The sequence below is a fragment of the Geodermatophilus sp. SYSU D00867 genome (genome assembly GCF_054050315.1).
This window is the reverse complement of record NZ_JBJGZC010000030.1, coordinates 1-24,719: the sequence shown is the minus strand read 5'-3', so window position 1 is coordinate 24,719 and position 24,719 is coordinate 1. Positions and strand designations below refer to the sequence as shown.

Below are 24,719 nucleotides of genomic sequence, written 5' to 3'. Positions count from 1 at the left end.
GCGTCAGCCGCGGGCGGCGGCCAGCTCGGCGGCGGTGGGCGGATCCGCGCCGACCCGCGTGCAGGTGAGCGCGGCGGCCAGCGCGGCGTCGTCGACCAGGCGCAGCAGGTCGTCGTCGGACAGCGCCTCCAGCGCCGCGCGGGAGGTGACCCCGGCGGCCAGCAGGCCGGCGAAGAACCCGGCCGCGAGGGTGTCCCCGGCGCCGACGGTGTCCGCGACGGTCACCCGCGGCGGCTCCCGGTGCAGCAGCGGCCGGCCCGGGCGGGCGATCCGCAGCGGCGCCCCGCCGTCGGTGAGCAGCACCAGCGCCGGCCCGCGGCCGGCCCACCGCTGCGCGGTGGCGTCGAGGTCGGCGGTGGCGTCGGGCTCCAGCCAGCCGAGGTCCTCGGCGCTGACCTTGACCAGGTCGGCGACGGCGACCAGCCGGTCGAGCCGGGCCCGGACGGCGCCGGGGTCGTTGCCCAGCGTGGCGCCGACCGGCCCGCCTGCCAGCATCGGGCGCAGGTTGGGGTCGACGCTGACCAGCGCGCGGCCGGTGAGCCGCTCGGCCAGCCGGGCGATCGCGTCGCACCCGGGCGGGGTCCAGCTCGAGATGGAGCCGACGTGCAGCACCGCCGTCGCCTCCGGGACGACGGCGGCCAGCTCCTCGTCGGTCCACTGCCAGTCAGCGGCGCCCTGCACGTGGAAGCCGTAGTCGGCGGACCCGTCCGGACCGAGCCCGACGACGGCGAGGCTCACCGGCTCGGCCGCGGGCACCATGCCGCGGGTGTCGACGCCGGACAGCTCCGCGTGGCGCCGCAGCGCCGGGGCCAGCGGGCCGGTGCCGAGGCGGGCCAGCAGCGCCACGGGGGCGCCCAGCCGCCCCGCGGCGACGGCCACGTTGAGCGCGTTGCCCCCCGGCCGCGCCACGTACTGCGGCGCGGTGCCCTCGGGACCGGCGTCGGCGTCCGGGACCGGCAGCAGGTCGACGACGAGCTCGCCGAGGACGGTGAGGGTGGGGACGGCGCTGTCCATCAGCCGACCCTAGCCCGGTCCGGCCCGGTCCTCCGGGGATCCCCGGACGGGGGACGCCGGCCGGGACCGGGGACGTCCCTGTTGGCCGGGACACCGGTCCTGCTGGGACGATGACGGGGAGAACCGCCGTGGCACCGCGGCGGTGCGGGAGCCAGGAGGCGGCGCGGGACCGCGCCGGAGCAGGAGGAGCCCAACATGCCCAACCCGATCGTCAAGCTCTGGCGGTACCTGACCGCGTCGGCCAACGCGCAGATCGACCAGCGGGCGGACCCGAAGATCCAGATCCAGCAGGCGATCGAGGCCGAGCAGCAGCGGCACCAGGCGCTGGCCAACCAGGCCGCCGCCGTCCTCGGCAACCAGCGGCAGCTCGAGATGCGGCTGAACCGGCAGCTCGGCGAGGTGGAGAAGCTGCAGGCCTCGGCCCGCCAGGCGCTGGTGCTGGCCGACCAGTCCCGCGGGCGCGGGGACGCGGCCAAGGCGGCCGAGTACGAGCAGGCCGCGCAGGCGTTCGCCACCCAGCTGGTCGCCGCGGAGCAGGCGATGGAGGACCTCAAGCGCAGCCACGACGAGGCGCTGCAGGCCGCCGAGCAGGCGCGCGGCGCGGTCGAGCAGAGCCGCATGCGGCTGCAGACGACGCTGGCCGAGCGCACCAAGCTCATGAGCCAGCTCGAGCAGGCCAAGATGCAGGAGCACGTGGCCGCCTCGATGCGCCAGGTGAACGAGCTGTCCGCGCCGGGCAACACCCCGAGCCTGGCCGAGGTCCGCGACAAGATCGAGGCCCGCTACGCCAACGCGCTCGGCCAGGCCGAGCTCGCGCAGACCTCCGTCGAGGGCCGCATGCTCGAGGTGCAGAAGGCGACCCTCGACGTCGCCGGCGCCTCCCGGCTGGAGCAGATCCGCGCGGCGATGGGTGGGCCGGCCGCCGTCGAGGGCGGCACCGGAGCGGCCGGGGCGATCGGCCCGGGGACGGCGTCGCCGTCGTTCGAGAAGACCGAGCAGGCCGCCCAGCGCCCCGAGAACGCCTAGGTCCTGACCGCCGCGGGCCCGGCTCCTCCGGGAGCCGGGCCCGCGGCGTCCCTAGTGGGCGTTGGCCAGCGGCGGCGGGCGGCCGGGCTCGCCGGTGCGGGCCGCCGGGTCGACGGGGGCGTCGGTGGCCTGGCAGGTCGGGCACCAGTAGGTGATCCGCTCCTGCAGGTCCGGGCCCTGGTCGCCGCGCAGGATCGGGGTGCCGCAGCGGTAGCAGGGCTTGTCCTTGCGGCCGTACACCCAGTGGTCGCGGCCGCGGCGCAGGTCGCCGGTGGTGCTCTGCTCGGGGCGGTCGCGGTTGGCCAGCATCAGGGTGCGGGTCCGGTCGACGAGCCCGGGGAGGTCCTCGACGTCGGCCACCCGCATCCACGGGTGCACGCCGCAGACGAACAGCCCCTCGACCTTGTAGAGGTTCCCCGGCCCGCACAGGTTCCGCTGGTCCAGGATCGCGACGCCGATCTGCTCGTCGGGGTGTGCCCGCAGCCGGCGCAGCGCCTCGTCGAGGTCCCAGTCCGGCCCGAGGACGTCGGGGCCGAGGTGGCCGACGACCTGCTCCTCGTCGGTGGTGCGGACCATCGTGACGTCGTGCAGCCGGTAGCCGACGCAGTCCCACCGGTCGGTCGCGAGGATCGCGCGGATGGAGAACGCCGGCCCGCCGTGCCAGCGCGCGCCCTTGCGGTAGATGTGCCAGCTGCCGTCCATGCGGTAGTGGGTGCGCAGGGTCCAGCCGTCGGTGAACCGGGTGAGCATGTGCTTGCCGCGGGGGACCACCTCGCGGACCGTGCGGCCCTTGAGGTCGGTGGCGGCCAGCTGCGGCACCCGCAGCTCGCCACGGCGCAGCGTCTGGCCGGCCAGCGCGGTGTTCATGCGCTTGGCCGCCAGCCAGACGGTGTCTCCCTCGGGCACCTCCCCAGTGTCCCTGGTGACCGTGTCCTCGGCCCCCCGCAGGGGCCCGCCGCGAGCGTGCGAGCGGTGGGGGGGCAGAGGGGCCTCCGACTGCTGGGCAGCGAGGGACGTCACCCCGGCGGCGGGAAGGGCGCGCCGGGTGCGGGCGCTGCAGCACGCGTGCAGCGACGTCCCGCCCCGGCCAGCTCCACGCCCGCGCACCTGACGACCGCCGGCGAGCCGGTCACCGTGACCGTCGCCCGTGACGTGCGGCCCGCCCAGCACGAGGCGTTCGAGCGCTGGGCCGACGACGTCCTCGGCCGGGCCGCGGCCTTCCCGGGCAACCTGGGCACCAGCCTGCTGCGGCCCGGGCCGGGCTCCACCCGCTACCACCTGGTCTACCGCTTCGCCGACGGCGAGTCGCTGGCCCGCTGGGAGCGCTCGGCGCAGCGGCAGCAGGCGCTCGAGCGGGTCGAGCACCTCGCCGACGGCGCCGACTACGCCCGCGTCGCCGGGCTGGACAGCTTCTTCACCGCGCTCACCCCGCCGCGCCCGGGCCCGCGCTGGCGGCTCACCGTGCTGACGATCGCCGTGGTCTTCGCCATCACGCTCGCCTTCCAGCTGCTCGTGGCCCCGCACATCACGTCCTGGCCGCTGCCGGCGCGGCTGATGCTGTCGGCGACCGTCGTCGTCGTGCTGCTCGGCCAGGTGGTCATGCCGCGGCTGTCGCGCTGGCTCGCCCCCTGGCTCCGCGGCCGCCGCTGAGGACCGTCGCGCAGCCGGGCGTCGGTGCTGGTGGAGGCCGCCCGCGGGGAGCGGGCGGCCTCCACCGGTCGACCTAGCCGAGCGGGCGGACGCCGCTGGCGCTGGTGCCGCGGGCGCCGGAGGTGCGGGTGAACGCGACCCGCTGGCCCTCCTCGAGCTCGCGGTAGCCGCCGTCGTCCTCGATCTCGGAGTAGTGCACGAAGACGTCGTCGCCGCCGTCGTCGGGGGTGATGAAGCCGAAGCCCTTCTCGGCGTTGAACCACTGCACGGTGCCCTCGGCGTCGCCGCCGGCGTCCCCGCCGCGCGGGGCGCGGGCCGGCCGCTGGTCCCGGCCACCGCGGTCGTCCCGGCGGTCGCGGGGCGCGGGGCGGTCGTAGCCGCCGCGGCGCGGGGTCGACGGCAGCAGCCGCACGGAGTCGGCCTGCAGGCCGCGGCTGCCCTCGACCAGCTCGAACTCGACCCGGTCGCCCTCCTCGAGGTCGCCGCCGCGGGTCACCGCGGAGACGTGCACGAAGACGTCCTCGGGGACGATGAACCCGAAGCCGCGGTCGGCGTCGAAGCGCGCCACGGTGCCCTGGACGACGATGCCGCGAGGAGCCCGGCCCCGCCCCCGGTCGTCCCGGCCGCGGTCGTCCCGTCCCCGGTCGTCCCGGCCGCGGTCGTCCCGTCCCCGGTCGTCCCGACCACCGCGGTCGTCGCGGCGGCCGCCGCGCGGGGCGCCGCCGGTCGGGCGCACCCGCTCGGCCTGCGGGCCGCGCGGCCCCTCGGTGGCGTCGTACTCGACGGGCTGGCCCTCGTCGAGGGTCCGGAAGCCACCGGTGTCCTCGATGGACGAGAAGTGGACGAAGACGTCGTCCCCGCCGTCCTGGGGCTCGATGAACCCGAAGCCCTTGTCCGCGTCGAACCAGCGGACCGTGCCGGCTGCCATGTCTGTATCCCTCGATCCCTCACGTACTGCGACGGTCCACGGTACGCGTCCGGGGCGGGCCGGCTCCCGTCAGCCGCGGAGACGCAGCCCGCGCGGGGTGGCCGCGAACCCGGCCGCCTGCAGCGCCGACGACAGCGGGGTGTCCTGGTGCACCGAGGCGCCGTCGGCCTTCTGCACCACCATCCGGCCCAGCGCTCCCGCCGCGACCGCGCCCGACAGCGCGGTGGCCGCCTCCTTGAGCGTCTGCTCGTCCTCGGTCCACGACAGCAGCGTCTTGCCGCCGCGCTCGACGTAGAGCACCAGCTCGCCGTCGACGAGGACCACCAGCGCCCCCGCCTTGCGCCCGGCGCGGTGCCCGGTGGCCCGCTTCCCACCGCCGGTGCCCTCGCCGACGTCGACGGCGACCTGCGCTGCCGACGACCCCGTGGACTCGCCGTCGGCGGAGCCGGTGCGGTCGGGCCAGGGGAGGGCGGCGCCGTAGACGTTGGCCGGGTCGGTGGCCGCGAGCACCACCGCGCCCTCGGGCGTGCGGTCGGGGACGGCGAACGCGCGCAGCCGGTCGACCGCGCCGACCGTGCCGAACTGCGCGGCGCCGAGGGTCTCGACGAAGTAGCCGCGCCGCGCCCGGTTGTTCTCCTCGAACGCGCGCAGCACCGGGTAGACCGCGGAGAACCCGCCGGGCACCTGCTCGGCCACGACCGCGCCGCGGGTCAGCACGCCGTGCCGCTCGAGCAGCGCCTCGGCCCGGGCGGTGGTGCGCCGGGTGGCGTTGGCCTCCCGGTCGGGCAGCCGCGACCAGCGGCCGGCGACCGTGGGCGGGCCGGTGCGGCTGGGCATCGCCGGGCGGCCCAGCCGGGTGCGGCCGTAGCGGGTACGGTCCACGCGGGCGCGCGGCGGTGCCGGCGTCCGCTTGTGCGTGCCGCCGCCGGCCAGCCGCGTGCGCAGCGGGGCGAGGGTGTCGTTGGTGAGCAGCCCGGCCCACACCAGGTCCCAGACGACGTCGGCGAGCGCGGTGTCGTCGGTGGAGCCGACCAGGTCGGACAGGCCGCGGAAGAACACCGCCTGCCCGGCCGACAGCTGCTCGAGGACCGCGAACCCGACGCCGCCCTCCTCCGGCAACTCGACGGTGTCGGGCAGCAGCAGCGGGGCGAGGTCGGCGGGCACCAGGCTGATCCAGCCGTCCCCGCCGGGCAGCCCGCCGGCGCCGGCCCACAGCACCTCGCCGGCGCTGGTCAGCTCGTCGAGCATCGCGGGGGAGTAGTCGCGCACCCGGGTCGGGAGCACCAGCGTCTCCAGCGCGCTCGCCGGCACCAGCGCGCCGGCCAGCTGCTCGACGACCGCGAGGACGCCGTCGACGCCGCGCATCCGGCTGCCCACCGACTGCCAGGCCGGCGTGAACCGGGCCAGCGTGCCGATCGGCACCGGCTCGACCTCCTGGCGCAGCCTGGCCAGGCTGCGCCGGCGCACCGAGCGCAGCACCTCGGCGTCGCACCACTCCTGCCCGGTGCCGCCGGGCCGGAACTCCCCGGTGACCAGCCGGCCGGTGCCGACCAGCCGCTGCAGGGTGGCGGTGACGACGGCGACGCCCAGCCCGAGCCGCGCGGCGACCTCGGCCGGCTGGAACGGGCCGTGGGTGCGGGCGTAGCGGCCGACGATGTCGCCCAGCGGGTCGGCGACCGGCTCGGTGAACGCCTCGGGCACGCCCACGGGCAGCGCGGTGCCCAGCGCGTCGCGCAGCCGGCCGGCGTCCTCGATGGCGACGTGCCGCTCCTCGCCGGCGATCCGCACGACGATCGCCCGCCGCGAGGCCACCAGCTCCTCCAGCCACTCCGCGGGGACGCCGCGCAGCGCCGCCTCGGCGGGGGTGAGGTCGCCCAGGCCCCGGAGCAGGTCGGAGGCGCCGTCGACGTCGCGGGGGTGCCGCTCGGCGGGCAGCCGCTGCAGCTCGCGCTCCACCTCGGCCAGCGCCTCGGCGTCGAGCAGCTCGCGCAGCTCGGAGCGGCCGAGCAGCTCGGCGAGCAGGCCGGTGTCCAGCGCCAGCGCCTGCGCGCGGCGCTCGGCCAGCGGGGCGTCGCCCTCGTAGAGGAACTGCCCGACGTAGCCGAACAGCAGCGACTGCGCGAACGGGCTCGCGGCCTGCGTCTGCACGTCGACCACCCGCACCCGCCGGGAGCGGACGTCGCGCATCAGCTCGACCAGTCCCGGCACGTCGTAGACGTCCTGCAGCACCTCGCGGGCGGCCTCGAGCGTGATGGGGAAGGACGAGAAGTCGCCGGCCACGCTGAGCAGCTGGGCGGCGCGCTGGCGCTGCTGCCACAGCGGCGTGCGGCGGCGCGGGTCGCGGCGGGGCAGCAGCAGCGCGCGGGCGGCGCACTCGCGGAAGCGGCTGGCGAACAGCGCGGAGCTGCCGACCTCGGCGGTCACCTCGCGCTCGACGTCGTCGGGGTCGAGGACGGCGAGGTCGGCCTCGGGCGGCTCGCCGGTGGTGTCGGGCAGCCGCAGCACGATGCCGTCGTCGGAGTGCATGGAGGCGACGTCGACGCCGTAGCGCTCACGCAGCCGGGCGGCGAGCACCAACGCCCACGGGGCGTTGACCTGCGCGCCGAAGGGGGAGTGGACGACCAGCCGCCAGTCGCCGAGCTCGTCGCGGAACCGCTCGACCAGCAGCGTGCGGTCGTCGGGGAGGTGGCCGGTGGCCGCCTTCTGCTCCGCGAGGTAGGCGAGCAGGTTGGCCGCGCCCCAGTCGTCCAGGCCCGCGGCCTGCGCCCGCTCCCGGCCCCTGTCCGGCGTCGCCGACCCGACCTCGCGGAGGAACGCGCCGAGCGCCCGGCCCAGCTCCAGCGGCCGGCCGGGGGCGTCGCCGTGCCAGAACGGCATCTTCCCGGGCTGGCCGGGCGCGGGGGAGACGAGCACCCGGTCGTGGGTGATCTCCTCGATCCGCCACGACGACGAGCCGAGCAGGAACACGTCGCCGACCCGCGACTCGTAGACCATCTCCTCGTCGAGCTCGCCGACCCGGCGCCCGCCGGACCCCTCACCGCCGACGAGGAAGACGCCGAACAGCCCGCGGTCGGGGATGGTGCCGCCGCTGGTGACCGCCAGCCGCTGGGCGCCGCTGCGGGCGGTCAGGGTGTCGGTGACCCGGTCCCAGGTCAGCCGCGGCCGCAGCTCGGCGAACGCGTCGGAGGGGTAGCGGCCGGCCAGCATGTCGAGGACGGCGTGCAGCGCGGAGTCGGGCAGGCCGGAGAACGGCGCCGACCGGCGCAGCAGCGCACCGACCTCCTCGACCGTGCGCGGGCCCTCGGACACGATCGCCACGATCTGCTGGGCCAGCACGTCGAGCGGGTTGCGCAGGTAGCGGATCGACTCGATCGCGCCGGCCTTCATCCGCTCGGCGACCAGCGCGCACTGCACCAGGTCGCCGCGGAACTTGGGGAACAGCACGCCGCGGCTGACCGCGCCGACCTGGTGCCCGGCGCGGCCGACCCGCTGCAGGCCCGCGGCCACGGTGGGCGGCGCCTCCACCTGGACGACGAGGTCGACCGAGCCCATGTCGATGCCGAGCTCGAGCGACGACGTCGCGACCACCGCCGGCAGCCGCCCGGACTTCAGCGCCTCCTCGACGATCGCCCGCTGCTCCCGCGACACCGAGCCGTGGTGGGCCGCGGCGACCGGCTGCACGCCCTCGGGCACGCCGCCGCCGGAGCCGGCCTGCGCCATGAGCGCCGCGGCGTTGGTGCCGGGCGGGACGGCCTCACCGGTGGCCCGCTCGTAGGCCATCTCGTTGAGCCGGCTGGTGAGCCGCTCGGCCAGCCGCCGGGAGTTGGCGAACACGATCGTGCTGCGGTGCGCCTCGACCAGGTCGAGCACCCGTTCCTCGACCGCCGGCCAGATCGACGTCCGCGGCTGGTCCCCGGCCGCCGACCCCTCCAGCTCGCCGGTGGGCTGCCCCAGCTGGCTCATGTCCTCGACCGGGACGACCACCGACAGGTCCCACTCCTTGCCCGCCGGCGGCTGCACCACCCGCACCGGCCGGCCGCCGGCGAGGAAGGTGGCGACCTCCTCGATGGGGCGCACCGTGGCCGACAGGCCGATCCGCTGCGCGGGGCGGTCCAGCAGCTCGTCGAGCCGGTCGAGCGAGACGGCCATGTGCGCCCCGCGCTTGCTGTCGGCGACGGCGTGCACCTCGTCGACGATCACCGTCTCCACCCCGCGCAGCGCCTCCCGCGCCGAGCTGGTGAGCATGAGGAACAGCGACTCGGGCGTGGTGATGAGGATGTCGGTGGGCCGCCGGGTGAAGGCCCGCCGCTCGTCGGCCGGGGTGTCGCCGGAGCGGATGCCGACGGTGATCTCCGGGCGCGGCAGGCCCAGCCGCATGGCCGCCTGCCCGATGCCGGCCAGCGGGGCGCGCAGGTTGCGCTCGACGTCGACGGCCAGCGCCTTGAGCGGCGAGACGTAGAGGACGCGGCAGCGGCGGCTCTCGTCGGCCGGCGGCGTGCTGGTCAGCCGGTCCAGCGACCAGAGGAAGGCCGCCAGCGTCTTCCCGGACCCGGTGGGGGCGACGACGAGCGCGTGCTCGCCGCTGCTGATGGCGTCCCAGGCGCCGTCCTGGGCCGCCGTGGGCTCGGCGAAGGCGCCGGTGAACCAGGCCCGGGTGGGCGCGGAGAACCGGTCGAGAGCGGGCACGTGTCCAGTGTCCCCGCGGGTACGACAGTCCGCTGGCCTGCGCCGACGCCCGGAGCGGACGGCGTGCGCCCGGGCCGGGGTGGCGTGCGGCACACTGCCCGCCATGCGCCACTCGCTCCACGAGGCCGAGCACGAGGACTTCCGGCAGACGGTCCGCACGTTCCTGGAGAAGAACGTCGCGCCGTTCCACGACCGGTGGGAGCGCGAGGGGATCGTCCCGCGCGACGTGTGGCTCGCCGGCGGTGAGCAGGGCCTGCTCGGGATGGACATCGAGGAGCGGTTCGGCGGCGGCGGGGTGCGGGACTTCCGCTACAACGCCGTCCTCGACGAGGAGGTCACCCGGGTCGGCGCCAGCGGCCTGGGCTTCGGCCTGCACAACGACGTCGTCTCGCCCTACCTGCGCGACCTGTGCACCGAGGAGCAGGCGCAGCGCTGGCTGCCCGGCTTCTGCCGCGGTGAGCTGATCACCGCGATCGCGATGACCGAGCCGGGCACCGGCAGCGACCTGCAGTCGATCCGCACCACGGCCCGCCGCGACGGCGACTCCTGGGTGCTCAGCGGCGCCAAGACCTTCATCACCAACGGCATCAACGCCGACCTGGTGATCGTGGTGGCGCGCACCGACCCCGACGCCCCCGGCGCCAAGGGCACCAGCCTGCTCGTCGTCGAGCGGGACATGCCCGGGTTCACCCGCGGCCGCAACCTCGACAAGGTCGGCCTCAAGGCGCAGGACACCGCCGAGCTGTTCTTCGACGAGGTGCGGGTGCCGGCGGAGAACCTGCTCGGCACGGAGAACCGCGGCTTCGCCCACCTCATGGAGAACCTGCCGCAGGAGCGGCTGTCGATCGCCGTGGGTGCGGTGGCCGCCTGCGAGACGGTGCTCGCCCGGACCCTCGAGTACGTGACCAGCCGGACCGCCTTCGGCCGGCCGGTCGGCAGCTTCCAGAACAGCCGGTTCGTCCTCGCCGAGCTGCACACCGAGACGACGGTCGCGCGGACGTTCGTCGACGAGTGCGTGCGGCAGCTGGGCACCGGCGAGCTGACCGCCGTCGACGCGGCGATGGCCAAGTACTGGACCAGCGAGCTGCAGAACAAGGTCGCCGACCGCTGCCTGCAGCTGCACGGCGGCTACGGCTACATGGACGAGTACCCGGTGTCCAAGGCCTGGCGCGACGCCCGGGTGCAGTCGATCTACGGCGGCACCAACGAGATCATGCGCGAGATCATCGGCCGGTCGCTGGGGCTGTGACGACGCAGGCGGCCGTCGACGTCGGCCGGGTGCAGCGGCGCAGCGTCGCCGTCCTCTCCGGCGCGGTCGCGCTCGGCGGCCTCGGCGTCACCGTCGGGATCACCGTCGGCGGGCTGCTCGCGCGGGAGGTGTCCGGCAGCGACGCCGCCGCGGGGCTCGGGCAGACGATGGGCGTGTTCGGCGCCGCGGTGCTCGCCGTCCCGCTCGCCCGGGTGTCCGACCGGGCCGGGCGGCGGGCGGGGCTGGCCGCCGGGTACGCCGTCGCCGTGGGCGGCGCGGTGGTCACCGTCGTCGCCGCGGCGCTGTCCTCGCTGCCGCTGCTGCTCGCCGGGCTGTTCGCCTTCGGCGCGGCGACCGCGTGCAGCCTGCAGGCGCGCTACGCCGCGGCCGACCTCGCCGTCCCCGAGCGGCGCGGCCGCGCGCTGTCGCTGGTCGTCTGGGCGACCACGGTCGGCTCGGTCCTCGGCCCCAACCTCGCCGCGCCCGGCGCCGACCTCGGGCGCGCGCTGGGCCTGCCCGCGCTCGGAGGCGGCTTCGCCGTGTCCGCCGCCGTGTTCGCCGTCGTCACCGCCGGCCTGTGGCTCGCCCTGCGCCCGGACCCGCTGCTGCTGGCCCGCCGGCTCGCCGACGACGGCGGACCGGCGCCCGGCCGCCCGCGGCGGGCCACCCGGGGCGCGCTGGCCGCGGTGTGGGCCGACCCCGGCGGCCGGCTCGGCCTGGTCGCCGTCGTGGTCTCCCACGCGGTGATGGTCGGCGTCATGGTCATGACGCCGGTGCACATGGGTCACGCCGGCGGGCACGACGACGCGACGACGCTGCGGCTGGTGGGCGTGGTCATCAGCGTGCACGTGGCCGGCATGTACCTGTTCAGCCCGCTCGTCGGCTGGCTCGCCGACCGGGTGGGCCGGCGGGCGACGGTGGCGCTGGGCGGTGCGCTGCTCCTCGCCGCCGCGGGCGTGGCCGGGACGGCGCCGCCGGAGGCCGCCGGCCGGCTGGGCGTCGGCCTGCTGCTGCTCGGGCTGGGCTGGTCGTGCGGGCTGATCGCGGGCTCCACGCTGGTCACCGAGGCGGTGCCGGCGGAGGTGCGGCCCACCGCGCAGGGCGGCGCGGACCTGCTCATGGGCTTGGGCGCGGCGGTCGCCGGGGCCGTCGGCGGCCCGCTGCTGGCGCTGGGCGGCTTCGGCCTGGTCGCCGGGGTGTCCGCGGCGCTGGTGGTCCCGCTGGCGCTGGTCTGGCTGCGGCGCTGAGCGCTCGGCTGCTCAGTGGCCGCGCATGTTGCGCCACAGCATCACCAGCGTGATCAGCAGGCAGACCGCGATGCCGATCTCGAGGACGACGTCCCACGTCGCCGAGCCCGTGCTGGGGAACACGCCTCCAGCCTAGGCCGTCCTGTACCGTGAAGGCGGTTCACGGTGTAGGGGGTTCACGATGGTGGAGGCGCGGGTCGCGGCACTCGACCGGGTCCTGGAGGTCACCGTCCTGCTCGGGCGGGACATGGCGACGTCGCTGGCGGCCGAGGGGCTGACCGTCGCCCGCACGACGCTGCTGTGGCGGCTGCGCTCGGCCGGCCCTAGCACCCAGCGCGCGCTGGCCGACGCGCTCGGGGTCAGCGCCCGCAACGTCACGGGGCTGGTCGACGGGCTGGCCGCGGCCGGGCTGGTCACCCGCGAACCGCACCCCACCGACCGGCGGGCCACCCTGGTGACCCCCACCGCCCGCGCCGAGCGGCTGCTGGAGGAGATGGCGGCGGGGCAGGCGCAGCTCGCGGAGCAGCTGTTCGGCGGGTTGACGCCGGACCGCCTCGACGGGCTGGTGTCCGCCCTCGACGAGGTCCTCGACCGGCTGCGCGCCCTGGTCCCGGGAGGCGCGGCCGCGGGGGAGACCCCGTGACCGCCCGCGAGCTGGTGCGCCGTGCGGTGGCCTTCGAGCTCGGCACCTGGCGCAGCCTGTGGCGGTGGGTGCGCCGCCGTCCCGACGTGCCGGCCGGCGCCGACGCCTTCCCGTACGCCTCGGCGGCCGCGCCCGTGATGTGGACGTTCATCGTGCTGTCGGCGGTCGAGATCCCGCTGGTGGACTGGCTGCTGCCCTGGCCGTCGCTGCGCGTCGCGGTGGCGGTCCTCGGCGTCTACGGGCTGCTGTGGATGGTCGGGATGCTCGCCGGGCAGCGCGTGCACCCGCACACCGTCGACGCCGCGGGGCTGCGGGTGCGCAGCGGCTGGACCGTCGACGTCCGGGTGCCGTGGGAGGAGATCGCCGCCGCGCGCGTGCGGCGGCGCAGCGTCGAGGGCTCGCGCACGGTCGTCGTCGCGGAGGAGGGGGAGCGGCGCGCGGTGTCGGTCGCCGTCGTCGCCTCCACGCAGGTCGACGTCGAGCTGCGGACGCCGCTGGTGCTGCCGCTCGCCCGCACCGGCGGCCGCCCGGTGAGCGAGCTGCGGCTGGCCGCCGACGACCCGGCGGCGCTGGTCCGGCGGCTGCGGACGGGGATCGCCGACCACGCGGCCGCCACGGCCGGCGGGGACGCGCGCTAGCGTCGGGGACGTGCGCCTGCAGGAGTTCTGGTCCCGGCTGGAGACCCAGTTCGGGTCGATGCGGGCGGAGAGCGTCGCGCGCGACCACGTGTTCTCCGTGCTCGGGGGCCGCTCGGCGGTCGAGGCGATCGAGGCCGGGGTGCCGGTGCGCCGCGTGTGGCTGGCGATCTGCGAGGAGTACGACGTCCCCGCACGGGACCGCTGAGCCCGCCGGCGTACTCCGCGCGGAGTAGCCGCCCGCGCCGGGGTGCCTCCTGCCGGCCGACGCGCCGGGGCCGCCGCCGTCCCTAGCGTCGGCGGCGTGATCGAGATCCGCGGACTGACCAAGCGCTACGGCGATCGCACGGCCGTCGACGACCTCACCGTGACCATCCGCCCCGGCCGGGTGACCGGCTTCCTCGGCCCCAACGGCGCCGGGAAGTCGACGACGATGCGCGTCGTCGTCGGCCTCGACCGGCCGACCGCCGGCACCGTGCGGGTCGACGGCCGCCGCTACGCCGACCTCCCGGCCCCGCTGCGCGCCGTCGGTGCCCTGCTCGAGGCCCGCTCCGCCCACCCGGGGCGCACCGCGCGCGACCACCTGCGCCTCCTCGCGGCCACGGCCGGCCTGCCGCGGTCGCGGGTCGACGTCGTCCTCGACCTCGCCGGCCTGGCGTCGGTCGCCGACCGGCGGGTCGGCGGCTTCTCGCTCGGCATGGGCCAGCGCCTCGGCGTCGCGACGGCGCTGCTCGGCGACCCGGCCACCGTCGTGCTCGACGAGCCGGTCAACGGCCTGGACCCCGACGGGGTGCTGTGGATCCGCACCCTCACCCGGCAGCTGGCGGCCGAGGGGCGGACCGTGCTCGTCTCCTCCCACCTCATGAGCGAGATGGCGGTGACCGCCGACCACCTGGTCGTCCTCGGCCGGGGTCGGCTGGTGGCCGACGAGCCGGTCGCCGACGTCCTGCAGCGGGCCGGCGGCTCGTCGGTACGGGTCCGCAGCCCGCGCCCCGCCGCGCTCGCGCCGCTGCTGGCCGGCGACGGCGTCGTCCTCTCCTCGCCCGAGCACGGGTTGATCGAGGTGCAGGGGCTCTCGGCCGCCGAGATCGGCGACCGGGCCGGCCGCGCCGGCATCACGCTGCACGAGCTGACCCCCGTGTCGGCCTCCCTCGAGGAGGCGTTCATGGACCTGACCCGCGAGGACCAGGAGTACCGCACGGACGCCCGGCAGGAGGCCCTGGCATGAGCACCGGCACGGCGAGCACCGGCACGGCGAGCACCGGCACGGCGAGCACCGGCACGGCGAGCACCGGCACGGCGGGCACCGGCACCCTCGACGCGCGCCGCCCCCTCGTGGGCCCGGCTCCGCCCCGACCGGCCGGGGGCGGCGTGCGCGGCCTGCTCGCCGGGCAGTGGGTCGCCGTCCGGTCGCTGCGGACCACCTGGTGGTTGCTCGGCGGAGCCGCGCTCGCCCTGGTCCTGTTCGGCCTGCTGTTCACCGCGACGGCGGAGTCGGGTGGACCCGCGGGGCGGGGCGGCCCGCCCGGCCTGGACCTGGCCGACCCGGTCGCCCTGAGCCTCGGCGGCCACAACCTCGCCGGGCTCGTGGTCGGGGTGCTGGGCGTCCTGCTGGTCACCGGCGAGTACACCAGCGGCGCCGTGCGGGTCGTCTTCGCCGCGGTCCCGCAGCGCTGGCCGGTGCTGCTGGCCCGTGCCGTCGTGCTCGCCGCCCTGGCCCTGGTGACCACGTGCCTGGCCGCCCTGGCCGCCTTCCTCGTCGGCCAGGCCGTGCTGGGCGACGCCGGGGTGTCCCTCACCGACGCCGGGGTGGCGCGCACCGTCCTCGGTGCCGCGCTGTACGTGACGGCGATCGGGCTGCTGGGTTCCGGTCTGGGCTGGCTGCTGCGCTCCACCGGGGGCGCGATCGGCACGCTGTTCGCCGTCGTCTTCCTGCTGCCGGTGCTCGGCAGCCTGCTGCCCTCGAGCTGGGGCCCCGACGTCGTCCGGTGGCTGCCCGGACAGGCCGGGTCCAGCGTCGCGCAGCTCGTCACCGGACCCGACGAGCTCGCGCCGTGGACCGGCTTCGCGGTCCTCTGCGGCTACCTCGGGGTGCTGTTCGCGGCGGCGGTGGTGACGGTGCGCCGACGGGACGCGTGAGCTCCCGTCCCGGCCGCGGGGGCGGCACGATGGCGCCCGTGGAGCCGGTGCGGGGGGCGGGCGGGTCGGTGGTGCGGACGGTGGGCCCGGTCGTCGGCGGCGCCCTCCTCTCCGTCGGCCCGCTCGTCCGCTTCGGTGGGCCGACCCCCGCCGAGGTCGCCGTCTCCCTCCTGCTCTGGGCGCTGGCGCTGGCCCGTGCCCGGGCGCCGTTCGCCGCGCTCGTCGCCGGCGTGACGCTGGTGCTCGGCTGGTGGGCCTCGCACGGTCCGGAGCCCCGCGCGCTGCTGCCGGCCGGCGTCGTCGTGTGGTGGCTGCTGGTCTGGGTCGCCGACCGGTGTGAGCCGGTACGCGTCGCCGCCGCCGTCGGGACCTGCCTGCTGGTCCCCCTGGCCGTGGGGGTCGCCGCGCTGGCCGGCCGCCCGGACGGCGCCGCCGTCGTCCCGCTCTCGGCGGTCACCGTGACCGCCGCCGTCGTCGGCCGCAGCCGGCGCACGCGCCGGGCCTATCTGCAGGCCCTGGAGGACCGCGCCGAGCGCGCCGAGCGGGAGCGGGACGCGCAGGCCCGCATCGCCGTCGTCGAGGAGCGCGCGCGGATCGCCCGCGACCTGCACGACGTCGTGGCCCACAACCTGTCGGTCATGACGGCGCTGGCCGACGGCGCCGCTTTCGCGCCCGGCACCGACCAGGCCCGCGCGGCCGTGGCGCAGATCGCCGCCACCGGCCGGGCGGCGCTCGCCGAGATGCACCGCCTCGTGGGCGTGCTGCGCACCGACGGGGACCGGGCGGAGCTGACGCCGGCCCCCGGGCTGGCCGACGTCGGCACCGTCGTCGAGCAGGTGCGCGCCGCCGGCCTGCCCACGGCGCTCACCGTCACCGGGGACCCGGTCCCGCTCACCGCCGGGGCCCAGCTCGCGGTCCACCGGCTGGTGCAGGAGGCGCTGACCAACGTGCTGCGCCACGCCCGCGGCGCCCGGTCGGCCACGGTGCGCCTGGACTGGCACCCGGCCGAGCTGACCGTCGAGGTCGTCGACGACGGCGCGCCCGCCGCAGCAGTCCCCGGCCGGGGCGGCCACGGCCTGGTGGGCATGCGCGAGCGCGTGGCGGCGTGGGACGGGTCGGTCACCGCCGGGCCGCTGCCCGGGGGCGGCTGGCGGGTCGCGGCGGTCCTCCCGCTGTCGGCGGTGCGCGCTGCAGGGGACGGGTCCCCGGTGGCGGCCCCGTGACCACACGGGTCCTCCTCGTCGACGACGAGCCGCTGGTCCGCGTCGGCCTGTCGATGGTGCTGGAGTCGCAGGAGGACCTCACCGTCGTCGGCCAGGCGGGCGACGGCGCCGGGGCGGTCGCCCTGGCCCGCGAGCTGCGCCCCGACGTCGTCGTCATGGACGTGCGGATGCCCGGTGTCGACGGCGTCGAGGCGACCCGCCGCATCGTGGCCGAGGACCTGCCCAGCCGGGTCCTCGTGCTCACCACCTTCGACCTCGACGAGCACGCGTTCGCGGCGCTGCGGGCCGGCGCCAGCGCGTTCCTGCTCAAGAACGCCGAGCCGACCGAGCTGCTGCGCGCCGTCCGCGCCGTCGCCGCCGGGGACGCGGTGGTCTCCCCCCGGGTGACCCGCCGGCTGCTGGAGACCCTCGCCCACCGGCTGCCCGGCGGGACGCCGCCCGACCCCCGGGTCGCGCTGCTCACCGAGCGGGAGCTCGAGGTCCTGCGCGCGGTGGCCCGCGGGGAGTCCAACGCCGAGATCGCCGAGGCACTGGTGCTGTCGGAGCTGACCGTGAAGACCCACGTCGCCCGGATCCTGGGCAAGCTGGAGGTGCGCGACCGCACCCAGGCGGCGGTGTTCGCACACACCCGCGGGCTGGTCTGACCCGACACCGGTCGGCGCCCGTCCGTGGTGCTCGACTCGAACACGTGTTCGCCCTACAGTGACGGGTGGGTCCACAGGGAGGTCGTCCCTCCACAGGTCGAGTCGGTCACCGGAAAGTGTCAGACCCCCGGCCTAGCGTTCCCCTCCGACACCGCATCGACTCCACGACACGCGACTTCCCGAAGGTGAGCACCATGGCAACGCTCGACCGCGACAAGGCCCTCGACATGGCCCTCGCCCAGATCGACAAGCAGTTCGGCAAGGGCTCGGTCATGCGCCTGGGCGACAGCACCGCGCAGGCGATCAAGGTCATCCCGACCGGCTCGATCGCCCTCGACATCGCGCTCGGCATCGGCGGCCTGCCCCGCGGCCGCATCATCGAGGTCTACGGCCCGGAGGCCTCCGGCAAGACCACGGTCGCCCTGCACGCGGTGGCCAACGCCCAGGCCGCCGGCGGCATCGCGGCCTTCATCGACGCCGAGCACGCGCTCGACCCGGAGTACGCCCGGGCCATCGGCGTCGACACCGACGCGCTGCTGGTCAGCCAGCCCGACACCGGTGAGCAGGCCCTCGAGATCGCCGACATGCTGATCCGCTCCGGCGCGCTCGACATCATCGTCATCGACTCCGTGGCGGCCCTCGTGCCCCGCGCCGAGATCGAGGGCGAGATGGGTGACAGCCACGTCGGCCTGCAGGCCCGCCTCATGAGCCAGGCGCTGCGGAAGATCACCGGTGCGCTGAACAACTCGGGCACCACCGCGATCTTCATCAACCAGCTGCGCGAGAAGGTCGGCATCGTCTACGGCTCGCCCGAGGTGACCACCGGTGGCCGCGCGCTGAAGTTCTACTCGTCGGTCCGCCTGGACGTCCGCCGGATCGAGACCCTCAAGCAGGGCACCGAGGCCGTCGGCAGCCGGGTCCGCGTCAAGGTCGTCAAGAACAAGGTCGCCGCGCCGTTCAAGCAGGCCGAGCTCGACCTGCTGTGGGGCGTCGGGTTCAGCCGCGAGGGCGGCCTCATCGACGCCGGCGTCGAGCAGGGCTTCATCCGCAAGTCCGGTGCCTGGTACACGTACGAGGGCGACCAGCTCGGCCAGGGCAAGGAGAACGTCCGCACGTTCCTCCGCGACAACCCCGACCTCGCCGACGAGATCGAGAAGAAGGTCAAGGAGAAGCTGGGCATCGGCCCGCAGGTCGACGCCCCGGCCGCTGACCCGGTCGACTTCTGAGCGACCTCGTGACCGGCTGGTCCGGCCCGGCCCCCGAGGAGGCCGGGCCCGAGCAGGCCGATCGCCCCGCAGGCCGCCGCGCCCGGGGAGCCCGCCAGCCGGGCTCCCCGGGCCGGGGTGGGCGCGGGCGGCGGCGGTCCGGGCCGTCCCCTGACCCGGACGGCCCGGCCGCCGCCGGTGCGGGGACCGCACCCGTCCCCTGGGACCGCGACGCCGACGACCCGGGGGACCCGGAGTCGGTGGCCCGGGCCATCTGCCTGCGGGCCCTGACCGGCGCGGCCAGGACCCGCCGGCAGCTGGCCGACCTGCTCGAGCGCCGCGGCGTCCCGGAGGAGGCCGCGACCGCGGTCCTCGACCGGTTCGGCGACGTCGGGCTCATCGACGACGCCGCCTTCGCCCGCGCGTGGGTGAGCTCCCGGCAGGCCGGCCGCGGCCTGGCCCGGCGGGCGCTGCGCGCCGAGCTGCGCGCCAAGGGCGTCGACGGCGAGGACGCCGAGCAGGCCCTCGCGCAGGTCGACGAGGAGGACGAGCGGGCCGCCGCCCGCCACCTGGTGGAGCGCCGGCTCCCGGCGCTGCGCCGGGTGGACCGGGTCACCGCCACCCGCCGGCTGGTCGGGATGCTCGCGCGCAAGGGCTACAACGGCGGCCTGGCCGCGGGCGTGGTGCGCGAGGTCATGGACGAGACCGGCTTCGGCACCGACCCCGACGAGGACTCCGCGGGCTGGGACGACGCCGACCTCTGACGGGCCCGTCCCCGTCCGTCCACGGAACGCCAGCGGCCGGCCGCCCTCGGGGCGACCGGCCGCTGTCCGTCCGGAGTGGGGTCAGCCCGCGAGCGGGGTGGCGACGGCGGGCACCGCCGCGGTCGCCGGCGCGTGCGCGGGCCCCGGGACCGCCTGGGCCCTCTGCAGCGGCATCGCCTGGGTCGGCAGGCCGGCCGCCGCGGGCCGGCCGGTCCACGCGGTGAGGTCCACGGCGACGCCGTCGGGCGCCTCGTCGTCGGCCACCAGCCACTCGCCCTCGTCGCCCACCCGGGCGGCCAGCCACTGCTGGATCTGCTGCTCGAACGTGCGGTCGGGCAGCACGGCCGGCCGGCTGACCGGGCCGAGGAAGGTCAGGTCGCGCTCGCTGCCGTCGGCGGCGCGCAGCACCACCCGGCAGCGGGCCCGCCGGTGCCGGGCCGGCGGCACGGCCTCGCGGACCACGGCGGTCTGGGCACCGGCGGCGACGGCGAACTGCACGGCGGCCGCGCGCAGGCGGGTCACGAAGTCCTGGGCGACGTCGACCTGTCCCTCGGGCAGGCGCACCACCGAGGGCAGCGGCGGCACGGCGGGGCGGAGAGCGGTGTCCACGGGTCCCCTCTCGGCAGCCCCGCCGCGCGGGCTGACCACCGACGGGCCCGGGGTGCGCGGCGGGGCGGACGGGACGCCGCGTGACCGTTCCGTGTCCCGCGGCCCCCGGGTCAGACCGGCCCGCCGCCCCCGCCCATCTGCACGTCGGCGGGCAGCTCGACGTCCTTGGCCGCGGCCGCCTTCGTGTTCCGCCGGGTGCGCTTCTCCACGTACCTGGCCAGCCAGGACAGCAGCACGTTGACCACGATGTAGATCACCGCGGCGGCCACGTACAGCTGGAACGTGTAGGTGTTGCCGAAGGAGAAGGCGAAGAACTCCACCAGGCTCCGGGCGGTCCGCAGCAGCTCGACGTAGCCGACGATGAAGCCCAGCGACGAGTCCTTGAGCAGCACCACCAGCTGGGCCACCAGCACCGGCAGCATCCGCCGCACCGCCTGGGGCAGCAGGACCAGGGTCATGACCTGCGTCTTGCGCATGCCGAGGGCGAAGGCCGCCTCCCGCTGCCCGCGGTCCACCGACAGGATGCCGGCGCGGAAGATCTCGGCCAGCACGGCCATGTTGTAGAGCGTCAGGCCGAGGACCAGCGCGCGGAACGCGGTCATCGGGACGCCGACGGTCGGCAGGAACAGCAGGCAGAACAGGATCAGGATCAGCAGCGGCACGGCGCGGAAGAACTCGATCACCACACCGACCGGGGCCCGCACCCAGGCGTGGTCGGACAGCCGCCCCACGGCGAGCAGCGCGCCGAGCAGGGTGGCCAGCACCATGCCGACGGCCGCCGCGGCGAGGGTGTTGACCAGGCCCTCCCACAGCGCCTGCGGCACCCCGGACGCCGGGTCGAACAGGATGGCCCAGCGGTCGGGCTCGAGCTGGCCGTTGACGCCCAGGCGCCACAGTGCCCACCCGACGAGGGCCGCGATGACCAGCGCGCCGACGACGGTGCCGATCCGCTGGCGGCGGCGGGCCTGCGGGCCGGGCAGGTCGAACAGGACGGTGCTGCTCATCGGACGATCGCCACCCGGGTCTCGACCACCCGGATCAGCCAGGCGGAGGGCAGTGTGATGACCAGGTAGCCGGCGACGACCGCGGCGAACACGGCGAGCAGCTGGTCGGCGTTGGTGTTGGCCAGCCGCTGCAGGGCGGCGGTCAGGTCCGTCACCGCGAAGCCGGCGGCGATCGAGGTGTTCTTCGCCAGCGCGATCCACACGTTGCCCAGCGGCGGCACCACGGTGCGGAAGGCCTGGGGGAGCACCACCTGGCGCAGCGACTGGCCGAAGGTCAGGCCCAGCGCGCGGGCGGCCTCCGCCTGCCCCGGCGGGACGGCGTTGATGCCCGAGCGCAGCGCCTCGCAGACGAACGCGGCGGTGTAGAGCGACAGCGCGGCGACGGCGGTGATGAACCGGCTCGGGAACTGCAGGTCGATCTGCACGATGCCGAAGGCGAGGAAGAAGAACACCACCGTCAGCGGGGTGTTGCGGAAGACCTCGACGTAGAAGGTCGCCAGCCCGCGCAGCGGCGGGACGGGGCTCACCCGCATGCCCGCGAGCACGGTGCCGAGCACCAGGGCGCACACGCCGCTGACGACGGCGAGGGAGAGCGTCGTCAGGAACGCGCTCCACAACAGGTCGGAGTTGTCGCTGAGGAACTGCACCGCGCCCTCGGGAGGTCGGGGACGGGGCGACGCCGCCGGGCGGGAGCCCGCCCGGCGGCGTCGCGTCCGTCCGGGTCGAGTGGGATCAGTACCGGTCGACCGTCGGCGGCTCGGGGGCCTCCTCGCCGGTGATGGAGCCGGCGGTGCGGTCCCACGCGTCGGCCCAGCGGCCGTCCTCGAAGGACTCCTCGAGGACGTCGTTGATGAAGTTGCGGAAGTCCGTGTCGCCGAGCTCGAGCCCGATGCCGTAGGGCTCCTCGGTGAACGGGTTGCCCACCAGCTCGAAGGCGCCGTCGCTGCCGGCGACCAGGCCGGTGAGGATGACGTTGTCCGTCGTCACCGCCTGCACGTTGCCGTTGCGCAGGTCGTCGGCGCACTTGGAGTAGACGTCGTAGGTGACCAGCTGGGCCTGCGGGTAGTTGTCCCGGATGTTCTGCGCGGGCGTCGAGCCCTCGACCGAGCACACGGTCTTCCCGGCCAGGTCGTCGGGGCCCTCGATGCCCTCGGGGTTGCCCTCGGCGACCATGATGTCCTGGCCCGCGATGTAGTACGGCCCGGCGAAGTCCACGACCTGCTTGCGGGCGTCGTTGATCGTGTAGGTGGCCACGACCATGTCGACCTGGCCGTTCTGGATGAACGGCTCCCGGTTGGCCGACACCGTCTCGGTCCAGGTGATGCCGTCCTCCGGGATGCCCAGTTCGGCCGCGACGATCTTGGCGATCTCGACGTCGAAGCCCTCGGGGTCCCCGGTCTGCGGGTTGAGCAGGCCGAAGCCGGGCTGGTCGAACTTGGTGCCGATGGTGATGGCACCGGCCTCGTTGAGCTCGGCCATCGTCGTGCCGGCCTCGAACTCGACGTCCTCCTGGACCTCGGCGGTGTTCTCGGCCGACTCCTCGGCCTGGGTGCCCGCCTCGCTGGAGCAGGCGGCCAGCGCCAGGCCGAGGGTGGCCAGGGCCGCGAGCCGTCGGGTGCTGCGCATGGGGTGTCCTCCCGGGTGGGTCAGTGGTTGAGGATCTTGGACAGGAAGTCGCGGGCCCGCTCCGAGCGCGGCCTGGTGAAGAAGGTCTCCGGGTCGGCGGACTCGACGATCCGGCCGCCGTCCATGAACACCACCCGGTTGGCCGCCCGGCGGGCGAAGCCCATCTCGTGGGTGACGACGACCATCGTCATGCCCTCGCGGGCCAGCGAGGTCATGACGTCGAGGACCTCGTTGATCATCTCGGGGTCGAGGGCCGACGTCGGCTCGTCGAAGAGGATGACCTTGGGGTCCATGGCCAGCGCGCGGGCGATGGCCACGCGCTGCTGCTGGCCGCCCGACAGCTGGGCGGGGTACTTGTCGGCCTGGTGCCCGACGCCGACCCGGTCGAGCAGCTCGCGCGCCCGCCGCTCGGCGTCGGCCTTCGGCATCCGGCGCACGCGCGTCGGGGCGAGGGTGACGTTCTCGAGGATCGTCTTGTGGGCGAAGAGGTTGAAGCTCTGGAAGACCATCCCGACGTCGCTGCGCAGCCGGGCGAGCGCCTTGCCCTCCTCGGGCAGCTTCTCGCCGTCGATGCGGATCTCGCCCTGCTGGATGGCCTCCAGCCGGTTGATCGCGCGGCACAGCGTCGACTTGCCCGACCCGGACGGCCCGATGACCACGACGACCTCGCCGCGGTCGATCGAGAGGTCGATGTCCTGCAGGACGTGCAGGTCACCGAACCACTTGTTGACGCCGGTCAGCTGGACGAGAGGTCCTCCGGCGAGCTGGCTGGTCACGTCCGGAACCCTAGGGCCGTGAGCAGGTGCCGACGTCCCGGGGGCGTCACGGTCGAGTAACGAAGGCGGTGACGCCGTGTGACCGGTGTCGCGCCGTACCCTCGCAGGCGTCATGGGAACCGAGGTCGCCAGCCCGCCGCGCACCTACCGGGTGCGCACCTACGGGTGCCAGATGAACGTGCACGACTCCGAGCGGCTGTCCGGGCTGCTGGAGGCCGCCGGCTACGCGGCGGCGCCCGAGGGCGAGGACGCGGACGTCGTCGTGCTCAACACCTGCGCCGTGCGGGAGAACGCCGACAACCGCCTCTACGGCAACCTCGGCCACCTGCGCCCGGTGAAGGACGCGCACCCGGGCATGCAGATCGCCGTCGGTGGGTGCCTGGCGCAGAAGGACCGCGGCGAGATCGTGCAGCGGGCGCCGTGGGTCGACGTCGTCTTCGGGACGCACAACGTCGGGTCGCTGCCGGCGCTGCTGGAGCGGGCCCGGCACAACGCCGAGGCGCAGGTGGAGATCGCCGAGGCGCTCGAGGTCTTCCCCTCGACGCTGCCGGCCAAGCGGGACTCCGCCTACTCCGGGTGGGTGTCGATCAGCGTCGGCTGCAACAACACCTGCACGTTCTGCATCGTCCCGGCGCTGCGCGGCAAGGAGAAGGACCGCCGGCCGGGCGAGATCCTGGCCGAGGTGCAGGCGCTGGTCGACCAGGGCGTGCTCGAGGTGACCCTGCTCGGGCAGAACGTCAACGCCTACGGCGTCGAGTTCCGGGACCGGGGCGCGTTCGCCGACCTGCTGCGCGCCGCCGGCCGGATCGAGGGCCTGGAGCGGCTCCGGTTCACCAGCCCGCACCCGCGGGAGTTCACCGACGACGTCATCGAGGCGATGGCCGAGACGCCGGCGGTGTGCCACCAGCTGCACATGCCGCTGCAGTCGGGGTCCGACGACGTGCTGCGCCGCATGCGCCGCGGCTACCGGCAGGACCGCTACCTCGGGATCATCGACCGGGTCCGCGCCGCCATGCCGGACGCCGCGATCACCACGGACGTCATCGTCGGGTTCCCCGGCGAGACCGAGGCCGACTTCGAGCAGACCCTCGAGGTGGTGCGGCGGGCCCGCTTCGCGAGCGCGTTCACCTTCCAGTACTCCAAGCGTCCCGGGACGCCGGCCGCCACGATGGACGGCCAGCTGCCCAAGGAGGTCGTGCAGGAGCGCTACCTGCGGCTGACCGCGCTGCAGGACGAGGTCAGCTGGGCGGAGAACCGTGCGCAGGTCGGCCGCACGGTGGAGCTGCTGGCCGCCGCGGGGGAGGGCAGCAAGGACGCCCGCACCGGCCGGATGAGCGGCCGCGCCCGCGACGGGCGGCTGGTGCACTTCGCCGGCGGCGAGGGCGTGCGACCCGGCGACGTCGTCGAGACCGTCGTCACCGCGGCCGCGCCGCACCACCTGGTCGCCGACGGCCCGCTGCTGTCGCACCGCCGCACCCGCGCCGGCGACGCGCACGAGGCCGGAACCCGCCCGACCACGCCCGGCGTGCTGCTCGGCATGCCGCGCATCGGCGCACCCGCCTGACACGGGAGGGGGCCGCCCCGATCCCCCGGCGCGGCCCAACCGGGGGGGGCCCGCGTGCCGCGGGTGGTACGCCGCGCCGCCGCCCCC

General features: G+C 75.9%; 23 protein-coding genes. 14 read left to right on the top strand and 9 right to left on the bottom strand.

All coding sequences use genetic code 11. The features are described from left to right. Window positions 1-3: 3 nt before the first annotated feature. Window positions 4-1,014 (bottom strand): PfkB family carbohydrate kinase, encoded by a 1,011-nt coding sequence (locus ACI8AK_RS21385; RefSeq protein ID WP_387993708.1) that lies wholly within the window; start codon window positions 1,012-1,014, stop codon window positions 4-6. A 195-nt stretch (window positions 1,015-1,209) separates the two neighbouring features. On the opposite strand from ACI8AK_RS21385, the gene ACI8AK_RS21380 reads away from it, so the two are divergent. Continuing rightward, window positions 1,210-2,040, top strand: a complete 831-nt coding sequence (locus tag ACI8AK_RS21380; protein ID WP_387993706.1) for a PspA/IM30 family protein — start codon at window positions 1,210-1,212, stop codon at window positions 2,038-2,040. A 51-nt stretch (window positions 2,041-2,091) separates the two neighbouring features. On the opposite strand, the gene ACI8AK_RS21375 is transcribed toward ACI8AK_RS21380, so the two are convergent. Continuing rightward, on the bottom strand, window positions 2,092-2,946 hold the full coding sequence (locus ACI8AK_RS21375) for a DNA-formamidopyrimidine glycosylase family protein (protein WP_387993704.1): 855 nt from the start codon (window positions 2,944-2,946) through the stop codon (window positions 2,092-2,094). Window positions 2,947-3,105: 159 nt separating this feature from the next. Between ACI8AK_RS21375 and ACI8AK_RS21370 the strand changes: the two genes are divergently transcribed. After that, window positions 3,106-3,690, top strand: coding sequence for an antibiotic biosynthesis monooxygenase (locus ACI8AK_RS21370; RefSeq protein WP_456957914.1), 585 nt, complete (start codon window positions 3,106-3,108; stop codon window positions 3,688-3,690). Window positions 3,691-3,763: 73 nt separating this feature from the next. Here the strand turns inward: ACI8AK_RS21370 and ACI8AK_RS21365 are convergent, their stop codons facing one another. Next, window positions 3,764-4,618, bottom strand: coding sequence for a cold shock domain-containing protein (locus tag ACI8AK_RS21365; protein WP_456949349.1), 855 nt, complete (start codon window positions 4,616-4,618; stop codon window positions 3,764-3,766). Between the two features lie 69 nt (window positions 4,619-4,687). Beyond that, the gene (locus ACI8AK_RS21360) at window positions 4,688-9,304 is read right to left on the bottom strand and encodes an ATP-dependent helicase (RefSeq protein WP_387993699.1); all 4,617 of its coding nucleotides are present in this window, start codon (window positions 9,302-9,304) and stop codon (window positions 4,688-4,690) included. A gap of 103 nt (window positions 9,305-9,407) precedes the next feature. On the opposite strand from ACI8AK_RS21360, the gene ACI8AK_RS21355 reads away from it, so the two are divergent. The 11 genes from ACI8AK_RS21355 to ACI8AK_RS21305 all read left to right on the top strand — a co-directional run bounded on the left by ACI8AK_RS21355 (window position 9,408) and on the right by ACI8AK_RS21305 (window position 19,053). Next, window positions 9,408-10,553 (top strand): acyl-CoA dehydrogenase family protein, encoded by a 1,146-nt coding sequence (locus ACI8AK_RS21355; RefSeq protein ID WP_456957912.1) that lies wholly within the window; start codon window positions 9,408-9,410, stop codon window positions 10,551-10,553. Further along, window positions 10,550-11,800: an MFS transporter gene (locus tag ACI8AK_RS21350; RefSeq protein WP_456957910.1), complete on the top strand. Its 1,251-nt coding sequence runs from the start codon at window positions 10,550-10,552 to the stop codon at window positions 11,798-11,800. Before ACI8AK_RS21355 ends, ACI8AK_RS21350 begins: the two co-directional genes overlap by 4 nt. Before the next feature lie 181 nt (window positions 11,801-11,981). Further along, the gene (locus ACI8AK_RS21345; RefSeq protein ID WP_387993691.1) at window positions 11,982-12,443 is read left to right on the top strand and encodes a MarR family winged helix-turn-helix transcriptional regulator; all 462 of its coding nucleotides are present in this window, start codon (window positions 11,982-11,984) and stop codon (window positions 12,441-12,443) included. Continuing rightward, a complete protein-coding gene (locus tag ACI8AK_RS21340) occupies window positions 12,440-13,081 on the top strand; it encodes a hypothetical protein (RefSeq protein ID WP_387993689.1) in 642 nt (213 codons plus the stop codon). The genes ACI8AK_RS21345 and ACI8AK_RS21340 overlap by 4 nt, the downstream gene beginning before the upstream one ends. Window positions 13,082-13,091: 10 nt before the next feature. Next, window positions 13,092-13,286 (top strand): DUF3046 domain-containing protein, encoded by a 195-nt coding sequence (locus ACI8AK_RS21335; RefSeq protein WP_387993686.1) that lies wholly within the window; start codon window positions 13,092-13,094, stop codon window positions 13,284-13,286. 96 nt (window positions 13,287-13,382) lie between these two features. Further along, complete coding sequence (locus tag ACI8AK_RS21330) at window positions 13,383-14,306, top strand: ATP-binding cassette domain-containing protein (protein ID WP_456904017.1); 924 nt, start codon at window positions 13,383-13,385, stop codon at window positions 14,304-14,306. Next, complete coding sequence (locus tag ACI8AK_RS21325) at window positions 14,303-15,217, top strand: hypothetical protein (RefSeq protein WP_456957908.1); 915 nt, start codon at window positions 14,303-14,305, stop codon at window positions 15,215-15,217. The genes ACI8AK_RS21330 and ACI8AK_RS21325 overlap by 4 nt, the downstream gene beginning before the upstream one ends. Window positions 15,218-15,255: 38 nt before the next feature. Beyond that, window positions 15,256-16,440: a sensor histidine kinase gene (locus ACI8AK_RS21320; protein ID WP_456949357.1), complete on the top strand. Its 1,185-nt coding sequence runs from the start codon at window positions 15,256-15,258 to the stop codon at window positions 16,438-16,440. Beyond that, the gene (locus ACI8AK_RS21315) at window positions 16,437-17,084 is read left to right on the top strand and encodes a response regulator (protein WP_387993676.1); all 648 of its coding nucleotides are present in this window, start codon (window positions 16,437-16,439) and stop codon (window positions 17,082-17,084) included. Before ACI8AK_RS21320 ends, ACI8AK_RS21315 begins: the two co-directional genes overlap by 4 nt. A gap of 194 nt (window positions 17,085-17,278) precedes the next feature. After that, window positions 17,279-18,310 carry a recombinase RecA gene (gene recA, locus ACI8AK_RS21310; protein WP_387993673.1) on the top strand — a complete coding sequence of 344 codons (1,032 nt, stop codon included), beginning with the start codon at window positions 17,279-17,281 and terminating at the stop codon, window positions 18,308-18,310. Between the two features lie 239 nt (window positions 18,311-18,549). Beyond that, the gene (locus ACI8AK_RS21305; RefSeq protein WP_456957906.1) at window positions 18,550-19,053 is read left to right on the top strand and encodes a regulatory protein RecX; all 504 of its coding nucleotides are present in this window, start codon (window positions 18,550-18,552) and stop codon (window positions 19,051-19,053) included. An 81-nt stretch (window positions 19,054-19,134) separates the two neighbouring features. Here ACI8AK_RS21305 and ACI8AK_RS21300 read toward each other — a convergent pair whose 3' ends face one another. From ACI8AK_RS21300 to ACI8AK_RS21280, 5 genes are all read right to left on the bottom strand, one after another. Further along, the gene (locus tag ACI8AK_RS21300; protein WP_456949359.1) at window positions 19,135-19,662 is read right to left on the bottom strand and encodes a hypothetical protein; all 528 of its coding nucleotides are present in this window, start codon (window positions 19,660-19,662) and stop codon (window positions 19,135-19,137) included. A 110-nt stretch (window positions 19,663-19,772) separates the two neighbouring features. Next, the gene (locus ACI8AK_RS21295) at window positions 19,773-20,666 is read right to left on the bottom strand and encodes an amino acid ABC transporter permease (RefSeq protein ID WP_456904205.1); all 894 of its coding nucleotides are present in this window, start codon (window positions 20,664-20,666) and stop codon (window positions 19,773-19,775) included. Beyond that, window positions 20,663-21,313 (bottom strand): amino acid ABC transporter permease, encoded by a 651-nt coding sequence (locus ACI8AK_RS21290; protein ID WP_456949360.1) that lies wholly within the window; start codon window positions 21,311-21,313, stop codon window positions 20,663-20,665. Before ACI8AK_RS21290 ends, ACI8AK_RS21295 begins: the two co-directional genes overlap by 4 nt. Before the next feature lie 85 nt (window positions 21,314-21,398). Continuing rightward, a complete protein-coding gene (locus tag ACI8AK_RS21285; protein WP_387993660.1) occupies window positions 21,399-22,292 on the bottom strand; it encodes a glutamate ABC transporter substrate-binding protein in 894 nt (297 codons plus the stop codon). 20 nt (window positions 22,293-22,312) lie between these two features. Then, entirely contained in the window at window positions 22,313-23,068 is a 756-nt protein-coding gene (locus ACI8AK_RS21280; RefSeq protein WP_456957904.1) for an amino acid ABC transporter ATP-binding protein, read from the bottom strand. A 112-nt stretch (window positions 23,069-23,180) separates the two neighbouring features. Between ACI8AK_RS21280 and miaB the strand changes: the two genes are divergently transcribed. Further along, entirely contained in the window at window positions 23,181-24,632 is a 1,452-nt protein-coding gene (gene miaB, locus ACI8AK_RS21275) for a tRNA (N6-isopentenyl adenosine(37)-C2)-methylthiotransferase MiaB (RefSeq protein WP_456957902.1), read from the top strand. Window positions 24,633-24,719: the final 87 nt, after the last annotated feature.